General features: G+C 55.5%; 25 protein-coding genes. 18 read left to right on the top strand and 7 right to left on the bottom strand.

From position 1 onward, the window contains the following. Positions 1-117 precede the first annotated feature (117 nt). The 8 genes from cvpA to hisP all read left to right on the top strand — a co-directional run bounded on the left by cvpA (position 118) and on the right by hisP (position 7,164). Complete coding sequence (cvpA, locus tag IM267_RS11085; protein ID WP_063868171.1) at positions 118-606, top strand: colicin V production protein; 489 nt, start codon at positions 118-120, stop codon at positions 604-606. 33 nt (positions 607-639) lie between these two features. Continuing rightward, positions 640-2,157 carry an amidophosphoribosyltransferase gene (gene purF / locus IM267_RS11080; RefSeq protein ID WP_008502595.1) on the top strand — a complete coding sequence of 506 codons (1,518 nt, stop codon included), beginning with the start codon at positions 640-642 and terminating at the stop codon, positions 2,155-2,157. Positions 2,158-2,246: 89 nt separating this feature from the next. Further along, positions 2,247-2,816, top strand: coding sequence for a UbiX family flavin prenyltransferase (locus IM267_RS11075; protein WP_193033397.1), 570 nt, complete (start codon positions 2,247-2,249; stop codon positions 2,814-2,816). A gap of 290 nt (positions 2,817-3,106) precedes the next feature. Further along, positions 3,107-3,889 (top strand): lysine/arginine/ornithine ABC transporter substrate-binding protein ArgT, encoded by a 783-nt coding sequence (argT, locus tag IM267_RS11070; RefSeq protein WP_006811405.1) that lies wholly within the window; start codon positions 3,107-3,109, stop codon positions 3,887-3,889. Positions 3,890-4,113: 224 nt separating this feature from the next. Continuing rightward, positions 4,114-4,896 (top strand): histidine ABC transporter substrate-binding protein HisJ, encoded by a 783-nt coding sequence (gene hisJ / locus IM267_RS11065; protein WP_003861421.1) that lies wholly within the window; start codon positions 4,114-4,116, stop codon positions 4,894-4,896. Positions 4,897-4,984: 88 nt separating this feature from the next. Continuing rightward, positions 4,985-5,671, top strand: a complete 687-nt coding sequence (locus IM267_RS11060; RefSeq protein ID WP_006811404.1) for a histidine ABC transporter permease HisQ — start codon at positions 4,985-4,987, stop codon at positions 5,669-5,671. After that, positions 5,668-6,381 (top strand): ABC transporter permease, encoded by a 714-nt coding sequence (locus IM267_RS11055; protein ID WP_063450408.1) that lies wholly within the window; start codon positions 5,668-5,670, stop codon positions 6,379-6,381. The genes IM267_RS11060 and IM267_RS11055 overlap by 4 nt, the downstream gene beginning before the upstream one ends. 9 nt (positions 6,382-6,390) lie before the next feature. Then, on the top strand, positions 6,391-7,164 hold the full coding sequence (gene hisP / locus IM267_RS11050) for a histidine ABC transporter ATP-binding protein HisP (protein WP_003861426.1): 774 nt from the start codon (positions 6,391-6,393) through the stop codon (positions 7,162-7,164). Between the two features lie 84 nt (positions 7,165-7,248). Here the strand turns inward: hisP and IM267_RS11045 are convergent, their stop codons facing one another. From IM267_RS11045 to yfcG, 4 genes are all read right to left on the bottom strand, one after another. After that, the gene (locus IM267_RS11045) at positions 7,249-7,758 is read right to left on the bottom strand and encodes a GNAT family N-acetyltransferase (protein ID WP_193033396.1); all 510 of its coding nucleotides are present in this window, start codon (positions 7,756-7,758) and stop codon (positions 7,249-7,251) included. 44 nt (positions 7,759-7,802) lie between these two features. After that, complete coding sequence (locus IM267_RS11040; protein WP_193033395.1) at positions 7,803-8,696, bottom strand: TIGR01777 family oxidoreductase; 894 nt, start codon at positions 8,694-8,696, stop codon at positions 7,803-7,805. A 13-nt stretch (positions 8,697-8,709) separates the two neighbouring features. Then, the gene (gene folX, locus IM267_RS11035) at positions 8,710-9,078 is read right to left on the bottom strand and encodes a dihydroneopterin triphosphate 2'-epimerase (protein ID WP_003861432.1); all 369 of its coding nucleotides are present in this window, start codon (positions 9,076-9,078) and stop codon (positions 8,710-8,712) included. 75 nt (positions 9,079-9,153) lie between these two features. Further along, on the bottom strand, positions 9,154-9,783 hold the full coding sequence (gene yfcG, locus IM267_RS11030) for a GSH-dependent disulfide bond oxidoreductase (protein ID WP_063450405.1): 630 nt from the start codon (positions 9,781-9,783) through the stop codon (positions 9,154-9,156). Positions 9,784-9,923: 140 nt separating this feature from the next. On the opposite strand from yfcG, the gene yfcF reads away from it, so the two are divergent. Genes yfcF through yfcD form a run of 3 tightly spaced genes read left to right on the top strand, consistent with a single transcriptional unit; the run spans position 9,924 to position 11,798 of the window. Further along, positions 9,924-10,568 carry a glutathione transferase gene (yfcF, locus tag IM267_RS11025; protein WP_193033394.1) on the top strand — a complete coding sequence of 215 codons (645 nt, stop codon included), beginning with the start codon at positions 9,924-9,926 and terminating at the stop codon, positions 10,566-10,568. Between the two features lie 56 nt (positions 10,569-10,624). Continuing rightward, complete coding sequence (yfcE, locus tag IM267_RS11020) at positions 10,625-11,176, top strand: phosphodiesterase (protein ID WP_063868180.1); 552 nt, start codon at positions 10,625-10,627, stop codon at positions 11,174-11,176. A 55-nt stretch (positions 11,177-11,231) separates the two neighbouring features. Then, the gene (gene yfcD / locus IM267_RS11015; RefSeq protein WP_063450402.1) at positions 11,232-11,798 is read left to right on the top strand and encodes an NUDIX hydrolase YfcD; all 567 of its coding nucleotides are present in this window, start codon (positions 11,232-11,234) and stop codon (positions 11,796-11,798) included. A gap of 3 nt (positions 11,799-11,801) precedes the next feature. Here yfcD and IM267_RS11010 read toward each other — a convergent pair whose 3' ends face one another. Next, positions 11,802-12,821 carry a LacI family DNA-binding transcriptional regulator gene (locus IM267_RS11010; RefSeq protein WP_063450401.1) on the bottom strand — a complete coding sequence of 340 codons (1,020 nt, stop codon included), beginning with the start codon at positions 12,819-12,821 and terminating at the stop codon, positions 11,802-11,804. A gap of 235 nt (positions 12,822-13,056) precedes the next feature. Here IM267_RS11010 and IM267_RS11005 point away from each other — a divergent pair, with 235 nt between their 5' ends. The 5 genes from IM267_RS11005 (at position 13,057) to IM267_RS10985 (ending at position 17,038) form a co-directional block, all read left to right on the top strand. After that, positions 13,057-13,500, top strand: a complete 444-nt coding sequence (locus IM267_RS11005) for a PTS sugar transporter subunit IIA (protein WP_193033393.1) — start codon at positions 13,057-13,059, stop codon at positions 13,498-13,500. Positions 13,501-13,579: 79 nt separating this feature from the next. After that, complete coding sequence (locus tag IM267_RS11000; RefSeq protein WP_003861447.1) at positions 13,580-13,852, top strand: PTS sugar transporter subunit IIB; 273 nt, start codon at positions 13,580-13,582, stop codon at positions 13,850-13,852. A gap of 21 nt (positions 13,853-13,873) precedes the next feature. Continuing rightward, complete coding sequence (locus IM267_RS10995; protein ID WP_063450398.1) at positions 13,874-15,265, top strand: PTS ascorbate transporter subunit IIC; 1,392 nt, start codon at positions 13,874-13,876, stop codon at positions 15,263-15,265. Beyond that, positions 15,262-16,092: a transketolase gene (locus IM267_RS10990; protein ID WP_193033392.1), complete on the top strand. Its 831-nt coding sequence runs from the start codon at positions 15,262-15,264 to the stop codon at positions 16,090-16,092. Before IM267_RS10995 ends, IM267_RS10990 begins: the two co-directional genes overlap by 4 nt. Continuing rightward, positions 16,085-17,038 (top strand): transketolase family protein, encoded by a 954-nt coding sequence (locus IM267_RS10985; protein WP_063868189.1) that lies wholly within the window; start codon positions 16,085-16,087, stop codon positions 17,036-17,038. The genes IM267_RS10990 and IM267_RS10985 overlap by 8 nt, the downstream gene beginning before the upstream one ends. Before the next feature lie 112 nt (positions 17,039-17,150). On the opposite strand, the gene pta is transcribed toward IM267_RS10985, so the two are convergent. Beyond that, on the bottom strand, positions 17,151-19,295 hold the full coding sequence (pta, locus tag IM267_RS10980; protein WP_193033391.1) for a phosphate acetyltransferase: 2,145 nt from the start codon (positions 19,293-19,295) through the stop codon (positions 17,151-17,153). 75 nt (positions 19,296-19,370) lie between these two features. Continuing rightward, a complete protein-coding gene (gene ackA / locus IM267_RS10975) occupies positions 19,371-20,573 on the bottom strand; it encodes an acetate kinase (protein WP_193033390.1) in 1,203 nt (400 codons plus the stop codon). Between the two features lie 337 nt (positions 20,574-20,910). Here ackA and yfbV point away from each other — a divergent pair, with 337 nt between their 5' ends. Together yfbV and IM267_RS10965 are read left to right on the top strand one after the other, a co-directional pair. Next, positions 20,911-21,366, top strand: coding sequence for a terminus macrodomain insulation protein YfbV (gene yfbV / locus IM267_RS10970; RefSeq protein WP_059312846.1), 456 nt, complete (start codon positions 20,911-20,913; stop codon positions 21,364-21,366). A 92-nt stretch (positions 21,367-21,458) separates the two neighbouring features. After that, the gene (locus IM267_RS10965; protein ID WP_023617380.1) at positions 21,459-21,953 is read left to right on the top strand and encodes a YfbU family protein; all 495 of its coding nucleotides are present in this window, start codon (positions 21,459-21,461) and stop codon (positions 21,951-21,953) included. The last annotated feature ends 8 nt before the right edge of the window (positions 21,954-21,961 follow it).

The following is a 21,961-nucleotide window of genomic DNA, read 5'->3' as shown; positions in this document are numbered from 1 at the left end:
ATTTTTTCAGCGCCTTTTTTATTTACGCATGGGAAGGAAATCCCTACGCAAACGTTTTCTTTTTCTGTTAGAATTCGCCCCGAACTGGATGACAGGGCGTTAAATCGTGGGACACATATGGTCTGGATTGATTACGCCATCATTGCGGTGATTGGTTTTTCCTGTCTGGTTAGCCTGATCCGTGGCTTTGTTCGTGAAGCGTTATCGCTGGTAACCTGGGGTTGTGCTTTCTTTGTTGCCAGTCATTACTACACTTACCTGTCTGTCTGGTTCACGGGCTTTGAAGATGAACTGGTCCGAAACGGAATCGCTATCGCGCTGCTGTTTATCGCGACGCTGATTGTCGGCGCTATCGTCAACTATGTGATAGGCCAGCTGGTCGAGAAAACCGGTCTGTCAGGGACGGACAGGGTGCTCGGCATCTGTTTCGGTGCGTTGCGAGGCGTGCTGATTGTGGCCGCGATCCTGTTCTTCCTGGATACCTTTACCGGGTTCTCCAAAAGTGAAGACTGGCAGAAATCGCAGCTCATTCCGGAGTTCAGCTTCATCATCAGATGGTTCTTTGACTATCTGCAAAGCTCGTCGAGTTTCTTGCCCAGGGCATAAACCCTGAGATGTGGCTTAACGAGGAAAAGACGAATGTGCGGTATTGTCGGTATCGCCGGTTTCATGCCGGTAAACCAGTCGATTTATGACGCGTTAACGGTGCTTCAGCACCGTGGGCAGGATGCTGCGGGTATCATCACCATTGATGCAAACAACTGCTTCCGTTTACGTAAGGCGAACGGCCTGGTAAACGATGTGTTTGAAGCCCGCCATATGCAGCGTCTGCAAGGTAATATGGGGATCGGTCACGTTCGTTATCCTACTGCTGGCAGTTCCAGCGCCTCTGAGGCTCAGCCTTTTTACGTTAACTCCCCGTATGGCATCACGCTTGCCCACAACGGCAACCTGACCAACGCCCACGAGCTGCGTAAAAAGCTGTTTGAAGAGAAACGTCGCCACATTAACACCACCTCTGATTCTGAAATCCTGCTCAATATCTTTGCCAGCGAGCTGGATAACTTCCGCCACTACCCGCTGGAAGCCGATAACATCTTTGCCGCCGTTGCCGCGACAAACCGCCAGATCCGCGGCGCGTACGCCTGCGTGGCGATGATTATCGGTCACGGCATGGTGGCCTTCCGCGATCCAAACGGGATCCGCCCGCTGGTGCTCGGCAAGCGCGACCTCGGCGATGGCCGTTCCGAGTACATGGTGGCCTCCGAAAGCGTGGCGCTGGACACGCTGGGCTTCGAGTTCCTGCGTGACGTTGCGCCGGGCGAAGCGGTTTACATCACCGAGAAGGGCCAGCTGTTTACCCGCCAGTGCGCCGACAACCCGGTGAGCAACCCGTGCCTGTTCGAATACGTCTACTTCGCTCGTCCGGACTCGTTCATCGACAAGATTTCCGTTTACAGCGCGCGCGTCAACATGGGCACGAAGCTGGGCGAGAAGATTGCCCGCGAGTGGGACGATCTCGACATCGACGTGGTGATACCGATTCCGGAAACCTCCTGCGACATCGCGCTGGAGATCGCCCGCATTCTGGACAAGCCGTACCGTCAGGGCTTCGTGAAAAACCGCTACGTTGGCCGTACCTTCATCATGCCCGGCCAGCAGCTGCGCCGTAAGTCCGTACGTCGCAAGCTCAACGCTAACCGTGCCGAGTTCCGCGACAAGAACGTGCTGCTGGTGGATGACTCCATCGTGCGCGGCACGACGTCCGAGCAGATCATCGAGATGGCGCGCGAAGCCGGCGCGAAGAAAGTGTATCTCGCCTCTGCGGCGCCGGAAATCCGCTTCCCGAACGTGTACGGTATTGATATGCCAACCGCCAACGAGCTGATTGCTCACGGTCGCGAAGTGGACGAAATCCGTCAGATTATCGGGGCCGACGGCCTGATTTTCCAGGATCTGAACGACCTGATCGACGCGGTGCGCGCCGAGAACCCGGATATCCAGCAGTTCGAATGCTCGGTGTTCAATGGCATCTACGTGACGAAAGACGTTGACCAGCAGTATCTCGACTACCTTGATTCGCTGCGTAACGACGATGCGAAAGCCGTCCAGCTGCAAAACGATCTCGAAAGCTTAGAGATGCACAACGAAGGTTGATGCCTGTGCAGGTGAGGGCGCTCGCCCTCACTTGCAACTCCCCGTAAAATCCTGCACAGTCTGCCCTGAAATCAGCAAGGGCAAAAATCATGAAACGACTCATTGTAGGGATCAGCGGCGCCAGCGGCGCGATTTACGGCGTCCGGCTGTTACAGGTGCTGCGTGACGTTGCAGGCGTAGAAACCCATCTGGTGATGAGCCAGGCGGCGCGCCAGACCCTCTCTCTTGAAACCGCTCTCTCTCTGCGCGACGTTCAGGCCCTGGCTGACGTTGTGCACGATGCCCGCGATATCGCCGCCAGCATCTCTTCAGGCTCGTTTAAAACGGCCGGCATGGTTATTTTGCCCTGTTCGATTAAAACCCTTTCCGGCATTGTAAACAGCTATACCGACACGCTGGTGACGCGTGCGGCAGACGTGGTGCTGAAAGAGCGTCGCCCTCTGGTGCTGTGCGTGCGCGAAACCCCGCTGCACCTGGGACATCTGCGCCTGATGACGCAGGCCGCCGAACTGGGCGCGGTGATTATGCCCCCGGTTCCTGCGTTCTATCATCGCCCGCAGACGCTGGACGATGTCATCAATCAGACCGTTAACCGCGTACTGGATCAGTTCGATATTGACCTGCCTGAAGATCTCTTTGTCCGCTGGCAGGGTACGTGAAGCCGTGCACAACCAGGGTGCATGAAAAGCCAATTTGCCCTGTTTCAGGGCAAAACTGCAACCGCGATCATATCCTCGACATTTAATTCGCTTTTTCCCTTTTTCTCTTTCCGGTTCGTTCGGCAGACCTGCTATCTTTCACCATTAAGGCAGTATCGCAACGTTTTATTAACATATTTAACGTCGTAGTCTGAACCCGACGACAATGTGGCATAAGACCTGCAAGAGCAGCCTGCAACACAACACACAACATAAACCATAATAAAATCACGGTTCTTGAGGGTAAATGTATGAAGAAGACGGTTCTGGCTCTGTCTTTGCTCGTGGGCTTGAGTGCAGCAGCAGGCAGTTATGCAGCGCTTCCACAGACAGTTCGTATCGGTACAGACGCAACCTACGCGCCATTCTCATCCAAGGATGCGAAGGGCGATTTCGTGGGGTTTGATATCGATCTGGGAAATGAGATGTGCAAACGCATGGAAGTGAAATGCACATGGGTGGGCAGTGACTTTGACGCGCTGATCCCATCGCTGAAAGCCAAGAAAATTGATGCCATTATCTCTTCTCTCTCCATCACGGAAAAACGTCAGCAGGAGATCGCCTTCTCTGAGAAGCTCTACGCTGCCGATTCACGTCTGATTGCCGCGAAAGGCTCCCCAATCCAGCCGACCATCGACTCGCTGAAAGGTAAGCATGTTGGCGTGCTTCAGGGCTCAACCCAGGAAGGCTACGCGAACGCCAACTGGCGCGAGAAGGGCGTCGATGTGGTCGCCTACCAGAACCAGGATCTGATCTACTCTGACCTGGCGGCGGGCCGTCTGGATGCCGCGTTCCAGGATGAAGTTGCCGCGAGCGAAGGCTTCCTGAAGCAGCCTGCGGGTAAAGAGTACGCCTTTGCTGGCCCGTCAGTTAAAGATAAAAAATACTTTGGCGACGGCACCGGTATTGGCCTGCGTAAGGATGATACCGAGCTGAAAGCCGCCTTCGACAAAGCGTTTAACGAGCTGCGTAAAGACGGTACCTACGACAAACTGGCGAAGAAATACTTCGATTTCAACGTCTACGGTGATTAATGCCTGAACGGGATGCACTGATGTGGTGCATCCCACGGGGTAATGTTCCAGTATGGTGCATCTATTGCACCGTATTGGATCGCTGTGTGCATAGTTAAGCATTTAAAATGCAAAAATTCCCGTTCAGAGCCATTAATCTTTGCCTGAATGAGGCGATTAATGGCACATTAACGGCACCCCGTGGTCGTAAAATCTCGTATTAAGACAGTTTGTTGAGGACAGATATGAAAAAACTGGTGTTGTCACTTTCTCTGGTACTGGCCTTTTCCAGCGCCACCGCGGCATTCGCAGCAATTCCGCAGAAAATTCGTATTGGAACTGATCCAACCTACGCACCTTTCGAATCGAAGAATGCGAAGGGGGAACTGGTCGGTTTTGACATCGATCTGGCTAACGAGCTGTGCAAACGCATTAAAGCGCAATGTACCTACGTTGAAAACCCGCTGGATGCGCTGATCCCGTCCCTGAAAGCCAAAAAAATCGACGTGATCATGTCCTCCCTTTCCATCACTGAAAAACGTCAGCAGGAGATTGCCTTCACCGACAAACTCTACGCGGCAGATTCACGTCTGGTAGTGGCGAAATCCTCTGACATTCAGCCAACCCTTGAGTCTCTGAAAGGCAAACGCGTGGGCGTGTTGCAGGGGACCACGCAGGAAACCTACGGCAACGAGCACTGGGCGCCTAAGGGCATTGAAATTGTCTCTTACCAGGGCCAGGAAAATATCTACGCAGACCTGACCGCAGGCCGCATTGATGCCGCATTCCAGGATGAAGTGGCGGCAAGCGAAGGCTTCCTGAAGCAGCCTGTGGGTAAAGATTACAAGTTCGGCGGTCCGTCCATTAAGGATGAAAAACTCTTTGGCGTAGGCACCGGTATGGGCCTGCGTAAAGAAGACAACGAACTGCGTGAAGCCCTGAACAAAGCGTTCGCCGAGATGCGCGCGGACGGTACCTACGACAAGCTGGCGAAAAAGTACTTCGATTTTAACGTCTACGGCGGCTAATCGCCCCGTCTGATAACGTGCGGCCCCTCCCGTTACGGGAGGGGAAAAGACACGGTTCCACCACTCACGAGACGACAGGGCACGCGGTATGCTGTACGGATTTTCTGGCGTTATTTTACAGGGCGCGCTTGTCACCCTTGAGCTGGCCATCAGCTCCGTGGTGCTGGCGGTGCTGATAGGCCTGGCGGGCGCGGGGGCAAAGTTATCCGCCAACAGACCGCTGGCGCTGATATTTGAAGGCTATACCACGCTGATTCGCGGCGTGCCTGACCTTGTGCTGATGCTGCTGATCTTTTATGGCCTGCAAATCGCACTCAACGGCGTGACGGACGCCATCGGCATGGATCAGATCGATATCGACCCGATGGTGGCCGGTATCATTACCCTTGGTTTTATCTACGGCGCCTACTTCACCGAGACCTTTCGCGGCGCGTACATGGCCGTGCCGAAGGGACACATTGAAGCGGCGACTGCCTACGGTTTTACCTCCTCACAAACGTTTCGCCGGATCATGTTCCCGGCCATGATGCGTTACGCGCTGCCGGGTATCGGCAACAACTGGCAGGTTATTCTCAAGGCGACGGCACTGGTCTCCCTGCTGGGTCTGGAAGACGTGGTGAAGGCCACGCAGCTGGCGGGTAAGAGCACCTGGGAACCGTTCTACTTTGCGGTGGTTTGCGGCGTGATTTATCTGGTCTTTACGACCGTCTCCAATGGTGTGCTGCTTCTGCTCGAACGTCGCTACTCCGTGGGTGTGAAGAGGGCTGACCTGTGATTGATATTATTCAGGAGTACTGGAAATCCCTGCTGTGGACGGACGGCTACCGCTTCACGGGCGTGGCGATCACGCTGTGGCTGCTGATTTCCTCGGTAGTAATGGGCGGCATTCTGGCGGTGTTTTTGGCCATTGGCCGCGTGTCGAACAATAAATTTATCCAGTTCCCGATCTGGCTGTTTACCTACGTGTTTCGCGGTACGCCGCTGTACGTACAACTGCTGGTGTTCTATTCGGGGATGTACACGCTTGAGATCGTGAAAGGCACCGAGATGCTGAACGCGTTCTTCCGCAGCGGCCTGAACTGTACGGTGCTGGCGCTGACGCTCAATACCTGCGCCTATACCACCGAGATCTTCGCCGGTGCCATTCGTTCCGTGCCGCACGGAGAGATCGAGGCGGCGCGCGCGTACGGCTTCTCCTCCGTGAAGCTTTACCGCTGTATTATTCTGCCTTCAGCGCTGCGTATTGCGCTGCCGGCGTACAGCAACGAAGTGATTTTAATGCTGCATTCAACGGCACTGGCCTTTACCGCCACGGTACCGGATCTGTTAAAGATTGCGCGCGATATTAACTCTGCGACCTATCAGCCGTTTACGGCGTTTGGCATTGCGGCAGTGCTCTATTTGATCATTTCTTACGTCCTGATCAGCCTGTTCCGTAAGGCTGAGAAACGCTGGTTGCAGCATATAAAACCGTCGACGCACTGAGAATTTATGATGGCTGAGAACAAATTAAACGTAATTGATTTGCACAAGCGCTACGGCGAACATGAAGTGCTGAAAGGGGTGTCGCTGGAGGCTAACGCGGGCGACGTGATCAGTATTATCGGTTCATCAGGTTCGGGTAAAAGTACCTTCCTGCGCTGCATCAACTTCCTCGAAAAGCCGAGCGAAGGTTCGATTGTGGTGAGCGGACAGAACATTAATATGGTCCGTGATAAAGACGGCCAGCTTAAAGTGGCGGATAAAAACCAGCTGCGCCTGCTGCGTACGCGCCTGACGATGGTGTTCCAGCACTTCAACCTCTGGAGCCACATGACGGTGCTGGAGAACGTGATGGAAGCGCCGGTTCAGGTGCTCGGCTTAAGCAAGCAGGAGGCCCGCGAGCGTGCGGTGAAATACCTTGCGAAAGTGGGTATCGACGAGCGTCAGCAGATCAAGTACCCGGTGCACCTGTCAGGTGGTCAGCAGCAGCGCGTCTCCATTGCCCGCGCGCTGGCGATGGAGCCGGAAGTTCTGCTGTTTGACGAACCGACCTCCGCGCTGGACCCGGAACTTGTTGGCGAGGTGCTGCGCATCATGCAGAAGCTGGCTGAAGAGGGCAAAACGATGGTGGTGGTGACGCATGAGATGGGCTTCGCCCGTAATGTTTCTAACCACGTTATCTTCCTGCATCAGGGCAAGATTGAGGAGCAGGGGCATCCTGATGAGGTGCTGGCGAACCCGCAAAGCCCGCGCTTGCAGCAGTTCCTGAAGGGATCTCTGAAATAAAGAGGGCATCATAAGGCGGTGCAGCTTAATTGCCCGGTGGCGCTTCGCTTACCGGGCCGACAAAAACCGTAGGCCGCCACGCATTCAGAGCGCACCACGCTCCAGCCGATACACCCAGTCGTCATACCGCACCCCGTTAATCTCGTATGCTTTCTCCAGCACCTGCGTACGCACAAAACCGGCCTTCTCCAGCACGCGTACCGAACCGCCGTTATCCGCCAGCACGTACGCGTTAATCGCCCTTACGCCGGTCTGGTTAAACGCGTAGTCACACACCGCGTGCAGCGCCTCACTGGCAATACCTTTACCCTGCGCGGCAGGCACCACGGTATAGCCAATATCCGCCTCTTCACGGTTCGCCGCGCTGATTTGCAGCCCGATATCCCCGAGCGGCGTATCGTCATTATGCAGACGGATCACGAAGACATGCTCCGCCATCAGGCGTGCGGCAAATACGCGGCGCGTCTCTTTTTCCGGCGTGATAGCAGCCATGTAGCGCATGACGGTGGGATCTTCACGCAGTGAGCGGAAGAACGCCCAGTCAGAGGGTTCGAAAGGAGAGAGGTGAAGCCGGGTTGTGGTGAGGGTTGCCATAGTTACGCCATATCATCCAGACATGGCGTATGACTGTAACATATTCACCGCACTACATCCCCCAGCGCCTCTTCTAAATCATACCAGCGGAACGTAAATCCGGCCGCTTCCAGCCGTTTTGGCAGCGCGCGCTGGCCGCCCAGCACCAGCACCGACGATTCACCCATCAGCAGCCGAATCGCCGTCGCAGGCACGCGCAGCACCGCCGGGCGATGCAGGGCATGGCCCAGGGCATGAGCAAACTGCTCATTACGTACCGGATACGGAGACACCATGTTAAACGGCCCGCGCAGGTCGTTATCCAGCAGCCAGAGAATGCCGTTGACCATATCGTCGATATGGATCCACGCCAGATACTGCCGTCCGTTACCGATAGGACCGCCAAGCCCCATTTTAAACGGCGGCAGCATTTTACCGAGGATACCGCCCTTCGGGGCAAGCACCACGCCGGTACGCAGCAGGCAGACGCGGGTATTATCGCTTTGCGCCGCGCAGGCGATGCGCTCCCACTGGGCGCAGAGTTTATGGGTGAACTCGTTGTGCGGTGGCTCCTCTTCGGTCACCACCACTTCACCGAGATCGCCATAGTAGCCTGTAGCAGAACCGGAAATCAGCACCGAAGGCGGCGTCTCGCTGTTGCGAATCAGCTCAACCAGCTTTTCGGTCATGTTCCAGCGGCTGCTGCATAAACGCTGCTTTTGCTCTTCGGTCCAGCGTTTATCGGCAATAGGTTCACCCGCGAGGTTAATGACGGCGTCAAAGCCGTTCAGATCCTGCCGTTCCGCCAGGCCTTTCCAGATCTCAACGCCGGCACCCAGCACCTGACGGGCTTTCTCCGGGCTGCGCGTGACCACGGTGATGTCGTGATGCAACGCCTGCAAGCGTGGAATGAGATGGCGACCAATCAGGCCCGTACCGCCGGTGAGCAGAATCTTCATACTACCTCCAGGTTTACGCCTGGCGCTGCCAGCTTAACGTCATCGAGACGGAGTCGGCGTAGCGCAGAGCGTGAAGTTTATCGATCTCTACTTCAGCATAAGTGACCCAGTGGTGTTCGCGTGCGATATCGAGCACATCCTGAGTTAATTTTTCCAGTAGCGCAAAACGGTTGTTCTCAACGTACTGGATGATGCTTTTGGTGATCGTGCGATAGTTCAGCGCGTCGTTGATATCCTCGCTGGCGCGCGCCTTGTCTGCCGGGTAATGGATCACCACATTCACCACGATATCCTGGCGATTAGCGATCTCCTCCTCTTTAATACCGATGAACGTGCGTAAGCGTAAGTTTTTTATACGAATAATAGCGTCATGCTGGGACATTGCAGGTCTTCTCCGTGTCAGTATTTCTGCCTCATCATACATGAGGAGAACACCTGTACCCAACGGGGCGCAGGCTCAAATCTGATGGATTTTTTGCATCGCACGTTCGGTGGCCGGTCGGGTCCTGATGCGCTCAAACCAGTTGTTCACCGCCGGATAAGAGGCCAGGTCGATCCGGTGGCGTTCATGGGTGTTGATCCACGGCCAGCAGGCGATATCGGCGATGCTGTAATGCTCACCACCGAGCCACGGTGATTTTTCCAGCCGACGGTTCAGAACACCGTACAGACGCTGGGTTTCGACCTGGTATCGCTCAATGGCGTAAGGGATAGTCTGCGGCGCATACGCGGTAAAGTGGTGGTTCTGCCCCAGCATGGGCCCCAGGCCGCTTGACTGCCAGAACAGCCACTGAAGGGTCTGGTGACGCTCGCGCAGTTCACCGCTCAGGAGCTTGCCGGTTTTTTCCGCCAGATAGAGCAAAATCTCTCCGGACTCAAACAGGCTTAACGGTTTGCCGCCATCAGAGGGCAGGTTATCAATAATGGCCGGAATTTTATTGTTGGGCGATATGGCCAAAAAAACGGGGCGGAACTGGTCCCCTTTACTGATATCTACGCGAACGATCCGGTACTCCACTTCGGCTTCTTCGAGAAAGAGGGTGATCTTATGGCCATTCGGGGTGGGGGCATAATAGAGATCGATCATTCTCAACTCCTGTCAGTGTGAAGAGTGTTGCCATGAAAAAACAGTATAGGTGCTGGCAGAAAATCGTGAGTTTTCATCAGGTGACAGCGAGGCAAAGAGATTATATGTTGAGTGAAAACCAATCAGTTAATGAGGATGTCATGAGCCAGCCTGTAATAATGTTGTGGTCCGATGCGAACTTCTTTTCTCCTTATGTTATGAGCGTTTACGTGGCGCTGGCTGAAAAGGGGCTCGCCGTGAATCTGAAAACTATTGACCTGGACAGCGGCGAACATCTGAAGCCCCAGTGGCAGGGCTACGCGCTTACCCGACGGGTTCCCGTGCTGGAGATTGACGGCTTTGAGCTGAGCGAATCCTCGGCGATTGACGAGTATCTGGAAGATCGCTTTGCTCCGCCAGAGTGGGAACGCATCTATCCTCACGATCTGCAAAAGCGCGCCCGCGCCCGTCAGATCCAGGCGTGGCTGCGCAGCGATCTGGTGCCGATTCGCGTCGAGCGCTCCACGGACGTGGTCTTCGCCGGCGTCAAAAAGCCGGCGCTCAGCGCGGAGGGGGAAGCCAGCGCGCAAAAGTTGATTGAGACGGCCTCCTCGCTGCTGGCTCACGGCAGTCCGAACCTGTTTGGCGAGTGGTGTATTGCCGACGCCGATCTGGCGCTGATGCTCAATCGCCTGATCCTCAACGGAGATGCCGTCCCGCAGCTGCTGGTGGATTATGCCGGGTTCCAGTGGCAACGCGCGTCGGTGCAGCGCTATGTGGCACTCTCCGCTAAGCGCGCGGGCTGATCGGACGAGGCGCTTGAGGTATGATAGGGGCAGTCTGATTTTCGGAGGAGTAACTGATGAAACTGATGTTTGCGTCGGATATCCATGGATCGCTGCCCGCGACCGAACGCGTGCTTTCGCTGTTTGCCCAAAGCGGGGCGCAATGGCTGGTCATCCTGGGTGATGTATTAAACCATGGCCCGCGCAATGCGCTGCCGGAAGGCTATGCCCCCGCGCAGGTGGCGGAAAAATTGAATCAGCACGCTTCGCGCATCATTGCCGTGCGCGGCAACTGTGACAGCGAAGTTGACCAGATGCTGCTGCACTTTCCCATTACCGCTCCCTGGCAACAGGTGCTGATGGAAAACAGCCGTTTGTTCCTGACCCATGGGCACCTGTTCGGCCCGGATAACCTGCCATCACTCGCCGCTGGCGATGTCCTGGTTTCTGGCCATACTCATATTCCGGTGGCGGAAAAACGTGAAGGCATTTATTACTTCAACCCCGGGTCCGTCAGCATTCCAAAGGGCGGTTACCCGGCAAGCTATGGCATGTACGAAGATGGTACATTAAGCGTTATAGCACTTAATGATCAGCAAGTTATTGCACAGATAGCGATTAATCCGTAAGTTACACCTCAACTGCAAACGCGCCGAAAGAGCGCTTAGACGAGAAGGTTTCCCGATGGTGGAGCAGAATCATTTGGCAAGTACTGAATGGGTTGACATTGTCAGCGAAGAAAATGAAGTGATCGCGCAGGCCAGCCGCGAACAAATGCGTGCGGAGCGTCTGCGTCACCGCGCGACGTACATCGTTGTTCATGACGGCATGGGCAAGATTCTGGTCCAGCGTCGCACTGACACCAAAGATTTTCTTCCTGGTATGCTGGATGCCACAGCGGGTGGCGTCGTGCAGGCCGATGAAGTGCTGCTGGATTCCGCGCGTCGTGAAGCGGAAGAAGAGTTAGGTATCGCTGGCGTGCCGTTTGCCGAGCACGGCCAGTTTTATTTTGAAGATGAGCATTGCCGCGTCTGGGGCGGGCTGTTTAGCTGCGTTTCCCATGGGCCTTTCGCCTTGCAGGAAGAGGAAGTGAGCGAAGTCAGCTGGATGACGCCGGAAGAGATCACCGCGCGTTGCGACGAGTTCACGCCGGATTCCTTAAAAGCACTGGCGCTGTGGATGACCCGCAACGCCAAAAACGAATCCGCTAAACCGGAAAATAGAGCGGAGAAAGAGGAAGAGGCTGAGTAAGCCTTAACAGCTTTCCCGCAGGCACAGGCTGGACGCGATGGGCTTATGGTCGCGCCAGCCCCCGTCGTTCAGTCGTTCCAGTAACGCTTTCCCGGCTTCAATACCAATCTTGCGATGCGGCACCGCCATCGTCGTCAGCGGCGGCTGACAGACGCGGCTGACGTCGCTGTCGCCAAAGCCCACCACCGCTAAATCGTCCGGCACTTTGATGCGCCGACGCTGGCACTCATACAGCGCGCCGCAGGCCAGCTCATCGGACACGCACACCAGCGCGTCCAGCTCCGGCCACGCCAGAAGGAACTCGGGCAGTTGCGCCGCGCCGGTAGAGAAGTTCGGCGGCATGGCGGCATTAATCACCCTGTTCGGCGACATATGGTGGCGCAGCATCGCCTTGTACCAGCCCTGCAAATGCTGCTGAAAAATCCACTGCTCCTGGTTAGCACACAGCAGGCCGATATTCTGGTAGCCGCGCTGGATCACCATTTCTGTGAGTTCATACATGGCGGCGACATTATCAATCCCGATATTCATATCAATCGGATCGGCACGCATCGCACCCATTTCCATCACCGGGATAGAGGCGTTTTTAAGCCAGTGCCGCACGGTATCGGAGTGTTCAACGCTAAGCAATATTGCCGCGGCGATATTCGATGCCAGCAGCGTTTCTAGCAGTTTCTCTTCCTGTTCAAGACGGTGCTGAGATTCCGCCAGCATGATCTGGTAGCCCGCAGGCTGAAGCACCTGCTGTAGCCCGGCGAACATCTCGGAACATCCAGCTTCGGAAAGATTGGGAACAACCATCGCAATCGTCCATGACGACGCTGATGCCAGCGCGCTGGCGGCAAGATTGGGCATGTAACCCAGCTCCTGCACCGCAGCTTCAATTTTTTCACGCAGTTTATCGGAAACCTGTTCGGGCGTGCGGAGAGCACGGGAAACGGTCATCGTGCCTACGCCGGCAAGCTGCGCGACATCCGCGAGCGTTACTTTTCCGGTACTGCGGCGTTTTCGGGTTAAAGACATACATCTTCCTGCTGACAGGACGTGAGTCAGTTTCATCCTTATTTTACGTGACAGGCAGTATACGCCTTAAATCCCTTTTTTTGCTGTGTTTTCACACCATGATAGCAATTTGATAGCGCTATCACAGTTCTGCATGTTAGTCATTGGTAGCGCTATCTTTGTGATCGCGATCGCAGTCATTGATTGACGGGTTGAATAGAGTTTGCCCATGTCTGGGCTTTAGCGGGAGTGAAAAGTGCTCAAAAAGTGGATATATGATACAACCATAACGCTACAGGATAGCGTTGAAAACTGGCCGCAGGCGCTGGAGCTGTGCGCGAAACCGCTGCTGGATTTGCAGGTGATTGCGCCGGAATACGTCACGGCGATCATCGAGCAGCACCACGCGCTAGGACCCTACTATGTACTGGCTCCCGGCCTGGCAATGCCGCATGCAAGGCCGGAAGAGGGAGCGAAAGGTCTCGGTCTGTCATTATTAAAACTGAAACAGGGCGTCTCTTTTGGTGCCGGTGAGTTTGACCCCGTCGATGTGATTGTAATGCTGGCGGCGCCGGACAAACATAGCCATATCGAAATGATTTCGGCGTTAGCGGAATTATTTTCCAGCGACGAGGATATGACTGAATTACACCGGGCGAACACGCTGGAGGAGATAAAAACCATCATCGACCGCTTCTGATTTAATTCTTTAATCCGTTTCATCTCAACATTACGCGTCAGCGTGATGGGGCGTACTCTACTCAAAAAAGGGGATAACAATGAAAATTATGGCTATTTGCGGCTCCGGCCTGGGCAGCAGTTTTATGGTCGAAATGAATATTAAAAAGGTGCTCAAAAAACTGGAGATTGAGGCCGAGGTGGAACACTCCGACCTCTCCTCGGCCACGCCGGGCGCGGCGGACCTGTTTGTGATGGCGAAAGACATTGCGGCCAGCGCCAGCGTGCCGGAAAGCCAGCTGGTGGTCATCAACAATATTATCGATATCAACGAACTCGAAGCGCAGCTGCGCGCCTGGTTCGAAAGACAATAATCCTGATTAGGCGAGGTGGATATGTTTATCCTTGAAACGCTGAATTTCGTTGTTGATATTTTAAAAGTCCCTTCAGTCCTGGTAGGGTTAATTGCCTTAATTGGTCTTGTCGCGCAGAAAAAAGCCTTTTCTGATGTGGTAAAAGGCACGATTAAAACCATTCTTGGCTTTATTGTTCTGGGCGGTGGCGCCACCGTGCTGGTAGGCTCTTTAAATCCGTTAGGCGGTATGTTTGAGCACGCTTTTAATATTCAGGGCATTATTCCCAACAATGAAGCGATTGTATCCATTGCCCTGGAAAAATACGGTGCCTCGACTGCGCTAATTATGGCCTTCGGGATGGTGGCGAATATTATCGTCGCGCGCTTTACCCGCCTGAAGTATATCTTCCTGACCGGGCACCACACCTTCTACATGGCGTGCATGATCGGCGTGATCCTGACGGTCGCAGGCTTCGAGGGAGTAGGGCTGGTCTTTACCGGTTCACTGATCCTCGGCCTGATTATGGCCTTCTTCCCGGCGATTGCGCAGCGCTATATGAAGCGTATCACCGGCAACGATGAGATCGCCTTCGGGCATTTCGGTACGCTGGGCTACGTGCTGTCCGGCTGGATTGGCAGCAGGGTCGGCAAAGGCTCCCGCTCAACCGAAGAGATGAACCTGCCGAAGAACCTCAGCTTCCTGCGTGACAGCTCGATCTCAATTTCCCTGACCATGATGATTATCTACCTGATCATGGCGGTGAGCGCCGGGCGCGAGTACGTGGAGTCCACCTTCAGTGGCGGGCAAAACTACCTGGTGTACGCCATTATCATGGCGATCACCTTCGCAGCAGGCGTCTTCATTATCCTGCAAGGCGTACGCCTGATTCTGGCGGAAATCGTCCCGGCCTTTACCGGCTTCTCTGAAAAACTGGTGCCGAACGCGCGGCCTGCGCTGGACTGCCCGGTGGTCTACCCGTATGCGCCAAACGCGGTGCTGATTGGCTTCCTGTTCAGCTTCCTCGGTGGGATTGTGGGCTTGTTGATCTGCGGTCAGTTTAGCTGGGTGCTGATCCTCCCGGGCGTGGTGCCGCATTTCTTCACCGGTGCGACGGCGGGCGTGTTTGGAAACGCCACTGGCGGACGTCGCGGGGCGATGATTGGCGCGTTTGCCAATGGCCTGCTGATCACCTTCCTGCCGGTCCTCCTGCTGCCTGTTCTGGGCGCGATTGGCTTTGCGAATACCACCTTCTCGGACGCTGATTTTGGTGCGGTCGGGATTGTGCTCGGCAATCTTGCGCGCTTCCTGTCGCCGCTTGCCATCACCGGACTGGTTGTTGTGTTGTTCGCGCTGCTGGTGGCTTACAACATCTTCGCTAAAAACAAACCTGCGGGCGGTAACGCGCAGGAAAACCCCGGAGCCAAATCATGAATGAGAATGAGATAACCGAACTGGCGCGTCAGATCCGTCTTGAGACCCTGAAATCCCTGACGCAGCTGGGCTTTGGCCACTACGGCGGCAGCATGTCAGTCGTTGAAACGCTGGCGGTGCTGTACGGTGCGGTGATGAAAATAGACCCGGCCGACCCGGACTGGCCAGAGCGCGATTACTTTGTGCTGTCGAAAGGCCATGCGGGCCCGGCGCTCTACAGCACGCTGGCGATTAAGGGCTACTTCCCGGTTGAAGAGCTGAGCACGCTGAACCAGAACGGAACGCGTCTGCCCAGCCACCCGGACCGCCTGAAAACCCGCGGCGTGGATGCCACCACCGGTTCGCTGGGGCAGGGGATCTCGATTGCGGGCGGCATGGCGCTGTCGCACAAGCTGGCAGGAAGGCCAAACCGCGTGTTCTGCATCGTCGGTGACGGGGAGCTAAACGAAGGCCAGTGCTGGGAAGCCTTCCAGTTTATCGCTCACCATCGACTGAACAACCTGACCGTGTTCGTGGACTGGAACAAACAGCAGCTCGACGGTGAACTGGACGAAATTATCTGTGCCTTCGACCTGGAGGGCAAATTCCGTGCCTTTGGCTTTGACGTGGTGACGGTCAAAGGGGACGACATTCCGGCACTGCTGAAGGTGACTTTACCGATCCCTGAGGCCGATGCGCGTCCGCGGGTGGTGATCCTCGACAGCATCAAAGGGCAGGGGGTGCCGTACCTGGAACAGCTCAGTAATTCGCATCACCTGCGATTAAACGAGGAGAGCAAAGCGGCGCTCAACGAGACGATTCGCCAACTGGAGGCTTCACATGATTAAGGTTGCACCGGCAGGACAGAAAGATTCGGTTGAGATGCGTAAGGTCTACGCGGGCTTTGTGGCCAGGCAGATTGAGGCCGGGAGCGAGATCGTTGCGCTTGAGGCGGACCTGATGAGTTCGATGGCGATGGACGGCGTAGCGCGGGATTATCCACAGCACGTCATCAACTGCGGCATTATGGAGGCCAACGTGATCGGAACGGCCGCCGGGCTGTCGCTCACCGGACGTAAGCCCTTCGTCCATACCTTTACCGCCTTCGCCAGCCGTCGCTGCTTCGACCAGCTGTTTATGTCCCTGGACTACCAGCGCAATAACGTGAAGGTGATTGCTTCGGATGCGGGCGTGACGGCCTGCCACAACGGCGGGACGCACATGTCGTTCGAGGATATGGGCATCGTGCGCGGTCTGGCGCATTCTGTGGTGCTGGAAGTCACCGACGCGGTGATGTTCGACGACGTGCTGCGTCAGCTTATCGACCTGGAAGGCTTCTACTGGGTGCGTACCATCCGCAAGCAGGCGCCGAGCGTCTATGCGCCGGGCTCGACCTTCACTATCGGCAAGGGCAACGTGCTGCGCGAGGGAAGCGATATCACGCTAATTGCCAACGGCATTATGGTGGCGGAAGCGCTGGAAGCGGCGCGCCAGCTTGAACAGGAGGGGGTAAGCGCAGCGGTCATCGACATGTTTACCCTGAAGCCCATCGATCGGATGCTGGTGAAAAACTACGCCGAGAAAACCGGGCGTATTGTGACCTGCGAAAACCACAGCATTCACAACGGGCTGGGATCGGCGGTGGCGGAAGTGCTGGTGGAAACCTGTCCGGTGCCTATGCGTCGGGTAGGTGTGAAGGAACGTTATGGCCAGGTGGGCACGCAGGACTTCCTGCAAAAAGAGTATGGCCTGACGGCGCATGACATTGTGTCGGCGGCGCGGGAGCTGCTGTAATAAAAAAAGGCGACCGGTTAAGTGGTCGCCTTTCTTGCCGGATGGCGCTTCGCTTATCCGGCCTACAAAACCATAGGCCCGGTAAGCGCTAGCGCCACCGGGCTTTTTAACATTACTGCTGCTGCTGCGAAGACTGGATCGCCGTCAGCGCGATGGTGTAGACGATATCGTCAACCAGCGCACCACGGGACAGGTCGTTCACAGGTTTGCGCATGCCTTGCAGCATTGGCCCGATGGAGATCAGGTCTGCTGAACGCTGTACCGCTTTATAGGTGGTGTTACCGGTGTTCAGATCCGGGAAGATGAACACGGTAGCGCGACCTGCAACCGGCGAGTTTGGCGCTTTAGATTTCGCCACGTCAGCCATGACGGCAGCATCGTACTGGAGCGGGCCGTCGATCATCAGATCGGGACGTTTTTCCTGCGCAATGCGGGTTGCTTCACGGACTTTCTCTACGTCGCTGCCTGCACCAGAGGTGCCGGTGGAGTAGGAGAGCATCGCTACGCGCGGTTCAATACCGAAGGCAGTCGCGGAGTCAGCAGACTGGATAGCGATTTCTGCCAGCTGCTCTGCGGTTGGATCCGGGTTGATCGCGCAGTCGCCGTAAACGTAAACCTGTTCAGGCAGCAGCATGAAGAACACGGAGGAAACCAGAGAGCTGCCCGGTGCGGTTTTGATCAGCTGCAACGGTGGGCGGATGGTGTTCGCGGTGGTGTGAACCGCACCGGAAACCAGACCGTCAACTTCGTCCTGCTCCAGCATCAGCGTGCCCAGCACCACGTTGTCTTCCAGCTGCTCGCGCGCAACGGCTTCGGTCATGCCTTTGTTCTTACGCAGCTCAACCAGACGGGCAACATAGCTTTCGCGGACCACGTCAGGATCAACGATTTCGATGCCAGCGCCCAGCTCAACGCCCTGAGACGCCGCAACGCGGTTGATCTCATCCGGATTACCCAGCAGCACACAGGTCGCGATACCGCGCTCAGCACAGATGGCCGCCGCTTTAACGGTACGTGGTTCGTCGCCTTCTGGCAGAACCACGCGTTTGCCCGCTTTACGCGCCAGCTCGGTCAGCTGGTAGCGGAAGGCTGGAGGAGACAGACGGCGGCTGCGCTCGGAGGTCGCGGTCAGGGATTCAATCCAGTCTGCGTCGATGTAACCCGCAACGTATTCCTGAACCTTCTCGATACGTTCGTGGTCATCAACCGGCACTTCCAGGTTGAAGCTTTGCAGGCTCAGGGAGGTCTGCCAGGTGTTGGTGTTCACCATGAAGACCGGCAGGCCGGTCGCGAACGCACGTTCGCACAGCTTGCTGATACGCGCGTCCATTTCGTAGCCGCCGGTCAGCAGAATTGCACCGATTTCCACGCCGTTCATCGCCGCCAGGCAGGCAGCAACCAGCACGTCCGGACGGTCTGCGGAGGTCACCAGCAGGGAACCTGCGCGGAAGTGCTCCAGCATGTGCGGAATGCTGCGCGCACAGAAGGTCACGGACTTCACGCGGCGGGTGTTGATATCGCCTTCGTTGATCACGGTAGCGTTCAGGTGACGCGCCATATCGATTGCACGGGTGGCAATCAGATCGAAGCTCCATGGCACCGCGCCCAGAACAGGCAGTGGGCTGGAATCTTGCAGCTTAGCCGGGTCAACCTTGATAACTTTCGCTTTGGATGAGTCGTCGAAGATTTCGGACAGGTCAGGACGCGTACGGCCCTGTTCATCAACCGGTGCGTTCAGTTTGTTAACGATCACGCCGGTGATGCTAGTGTTTTTCGCACCGCCGAAGCTGCTGCGCGTCAGTTCGATACGCTCTTTCAGCTGCTCTGGGGTATCCGTACCCTGGGACATCACGAAAACGATCTCTGCGTTCAGTGTTTTCGCGATTTCAAAGTTCAGGGACTGGGCAAACTGGTGTTTACGGGTCGGGACCAGGCCTTCAACCAGCACCACTTCCGCGTCCTGCGCGTTAGCGTGGTAGTTGGCGATGATCTCTTCCATCAGCACGTCTTTCTGGTTGCTGGAGAGCAGAGACTCAACGTGGCTCATCTTCAGCGGTTCAGCCGCAGGAAGATTGGAATTCTTACGCACGATGGTGGTGGTCTGGTCTGGCGCATCGCCACCGGCACGAGGCTGGGCGATAGGCTTAAAGACGCTCAGACGAACGCCTTTGCGTTCCATAGCGCGGATCACGCCGAGGCTGACGCTGGTCAGGCCGACGCTGGTTCCGGTAGGGATCAGCATAATAGTACGGGACACGGTTTATCCTCTTTCGTTACCGCCGCGTTGGGCGGGCTACAAAACAGCACCGCCAGCATTGCTGGCGGTGTGGAATCAGGCAGTCAGGCGGCACGCGTCTTGCGCGATGACCAGCTCTTCGTTAGTTGGGATAACGATAGCCGGGCGGGTGCCTTCTTTGTTGATGAAGCCAGACTTGCCGAAACGGGCAGCCAGGTTACGCTCGTGATCGACTTCGAAGCCCAGTACGCCCAGTTTGCCCAGGGACAGCTCACGTACCATTGCCGCGTTCTCACCGATGCCGCCGGTGAAGATAACCGCATCCAGACGACCGTCCATCAGTGCGGTGTAAGAACCGATGTACTTCGCCAGACGGTGGCAGTAAACGTCCATTGCACGCTTAGCGTCTTCTTTGCTGTCGTAGTTGTCTTCAACGTAACGGCAGTCGCTGGTGACTTCGGTCAGACCCAGCAGGCCAGACTCTTTGGTCAGCATTTTGTTGATGTCGTCAACGCTCATGCCCAGGGTGTCGTGCAGGTGGAAGATGATCGCCGGGTCGATATCACCGGAACGGGTACCCATCACCAGACCTTCCAGCGGGGTCAGACCCATAGAGGTGTCAACACACTTGCCGTTGCGGATAGCAGAAACAGAACCACCGTTGCCCAGGTGGCAGGTGATGATGTTGACTTCGTCAACCGGCTTGTTCAGTACTTTTGCGGCTTCCTGAGTCACATAGAAGTGGCTGGTGCCGTGTGCGCCGTAACGACGTACGCCGTGCTCTTTATACAGGCTGTACGGCAGGGCATAGAGGTAAGACTCTTCCGGCATGGTCTGATGGAACGCGGTGTCAAACACGGCCACGTTTTTGTCTTTCAGATTCGGGAAGGATTTCAGTGCTTCAGAGATACCGATCAGGTGAGCCGGGTTATGCAGCGGTGCGAAAGACGCAGAGTCTTTGATGCCCTGGATCACAGAGTCGTCAATCACCACGGAACTGGTGTATTTTTCGCCGCCGTGGACGATACGGTGACCAATCGCAGTCAGCTGAGCAGACAGTTCTGGTTTTTGTGCCAGAATAGTGTTAACGATAAAGTTCAGCGCTTCACTGTGAGCGGCGCCTGCACCTAAAGCCGCTTCTTGTTTGCTGCCGTCCATCTTCCACTTGATACGTGCTTCAGGCAGATGGAAACATTCGGCCAAACCAGAGAGGTACTCGTCACCGTTGAGCGCATCGATGATGGCGAATTTCAGTGAAGAGCTACCGCAGTTCAGAACCAGTACTAACTTACTCGACATGGAAGTACCTATAATTGATACGTGGCTAAAAAAACGTCAATGAGCCTAAAAGCGTAACGCAAGCTGACCCAGACGTTTATGATTAACATCATGCCAAACGAACATTCTGGCAGGATGGAAGAAATACCTATGATTTTAAGCCATTTTGAACATTTTTCAGACAATGGCATAATATGCGATAATTTGACGAGTTAACGCTTCTCGTCTACGGCCCTATCAGGCTGGCACAGGATACCCGATACGGGGTAGCGATGACAAAATATTTTGAACGTTGTCATAGCCTGTTGTGGTTTTGCACGAAAATTTTAATTTTTATATGTGAAGTTGAGGTACAGCCATGTCGACACCCGAAATCCCGTCCGTAAATTTTTTTAGTCTGTTTCGTCGGGGACAGCATTACGCTAAGACGTGGCCGATGGAAAAGCGCCTGGCACCGATGTTTATTGAGAACCGTACCATCCGCGCCACGCGCTATGCGATCCGCTTTATGCCTCCTGTTGCCGTCTTTACCCTGTGCTGGCAGATAGCATTAGGTGGACAGCTTGGGCCTGCCGTCGCGACGGCGCTCTTTGCGTTAAGCCTGCCGATGCAGGGGTTGTGGTGGTTAGGTAAACGTTCCGTCACGCCACTTCCGCCTTCTATTTTACACTGGTTTTATGAAGTGCGTGGAAAACTGGAGGAGGCCGGGCAGGCGCTCGCCCCGGTTGAAGGCAAGCCGGACTATCAGGCGCTGGCGGACACGTTAAAGCGCGCGTTTAAACAGCTTGATAAAACATTCCTCGATGACTTGTGATTGATCATCGAAACGACGATCAAAAGAAGGCACAGTAACAGTCAGTTACCGTGTCTTTTTTTTACAGTGCAATGCGCTACAGGAGTCGAAAGATGGAAATGACCCATGCTCAACGTCTGATTTTGTCTAACCAGTACAAGATGATGACTATGCTTGATCCCGATAACGCTGCGCGCTACAGCCGCCTGCAAACCATTGTCGAACGTGGCTTTGGCTTGCAAATGCGCGAACTGGATCGCGAATTTGGCGAGCTGAAAGAAGAAACCTGCCGTATCGTTATCGACATAATGGAGATGTACCACGCGCTGCATGTGTCCTGGACTAACCTGAAAGATCGGCAATCCATTGACGAGCGCCGCGTGACGTTCCTGGGCTTTGATGCCGCGACGGAAGCGCGCTATCTGAGCTATGTGCGCTTTATGGTGAATACCGAAGGGCGCTACACCCATTTTGATGCGGGTACGCACGGCTTCAACGCCCAGACTCCCATGTGGGATAAATATCAACGTATGCTGAGCGCGTGGCACGCCTGTCCGCGTCAGTACCATTTAAGCAGCAACGAAATTCAACAAATCATTAATGCCTGACGGAGGTG

The organism is Enterobacter cloacae complex sp. P15RS, from assembly GCF_014895905.1.
GTDB lineage: Bacteria > Pseudomonadota > Gammaproteobacteria > Enterobacterales > Enterobacteriaceae > Enterobacter > Enterobacter quasihormaechei.
This window is presented reverse-complemented; position numbering and strand designations above follow the sequence as displayed.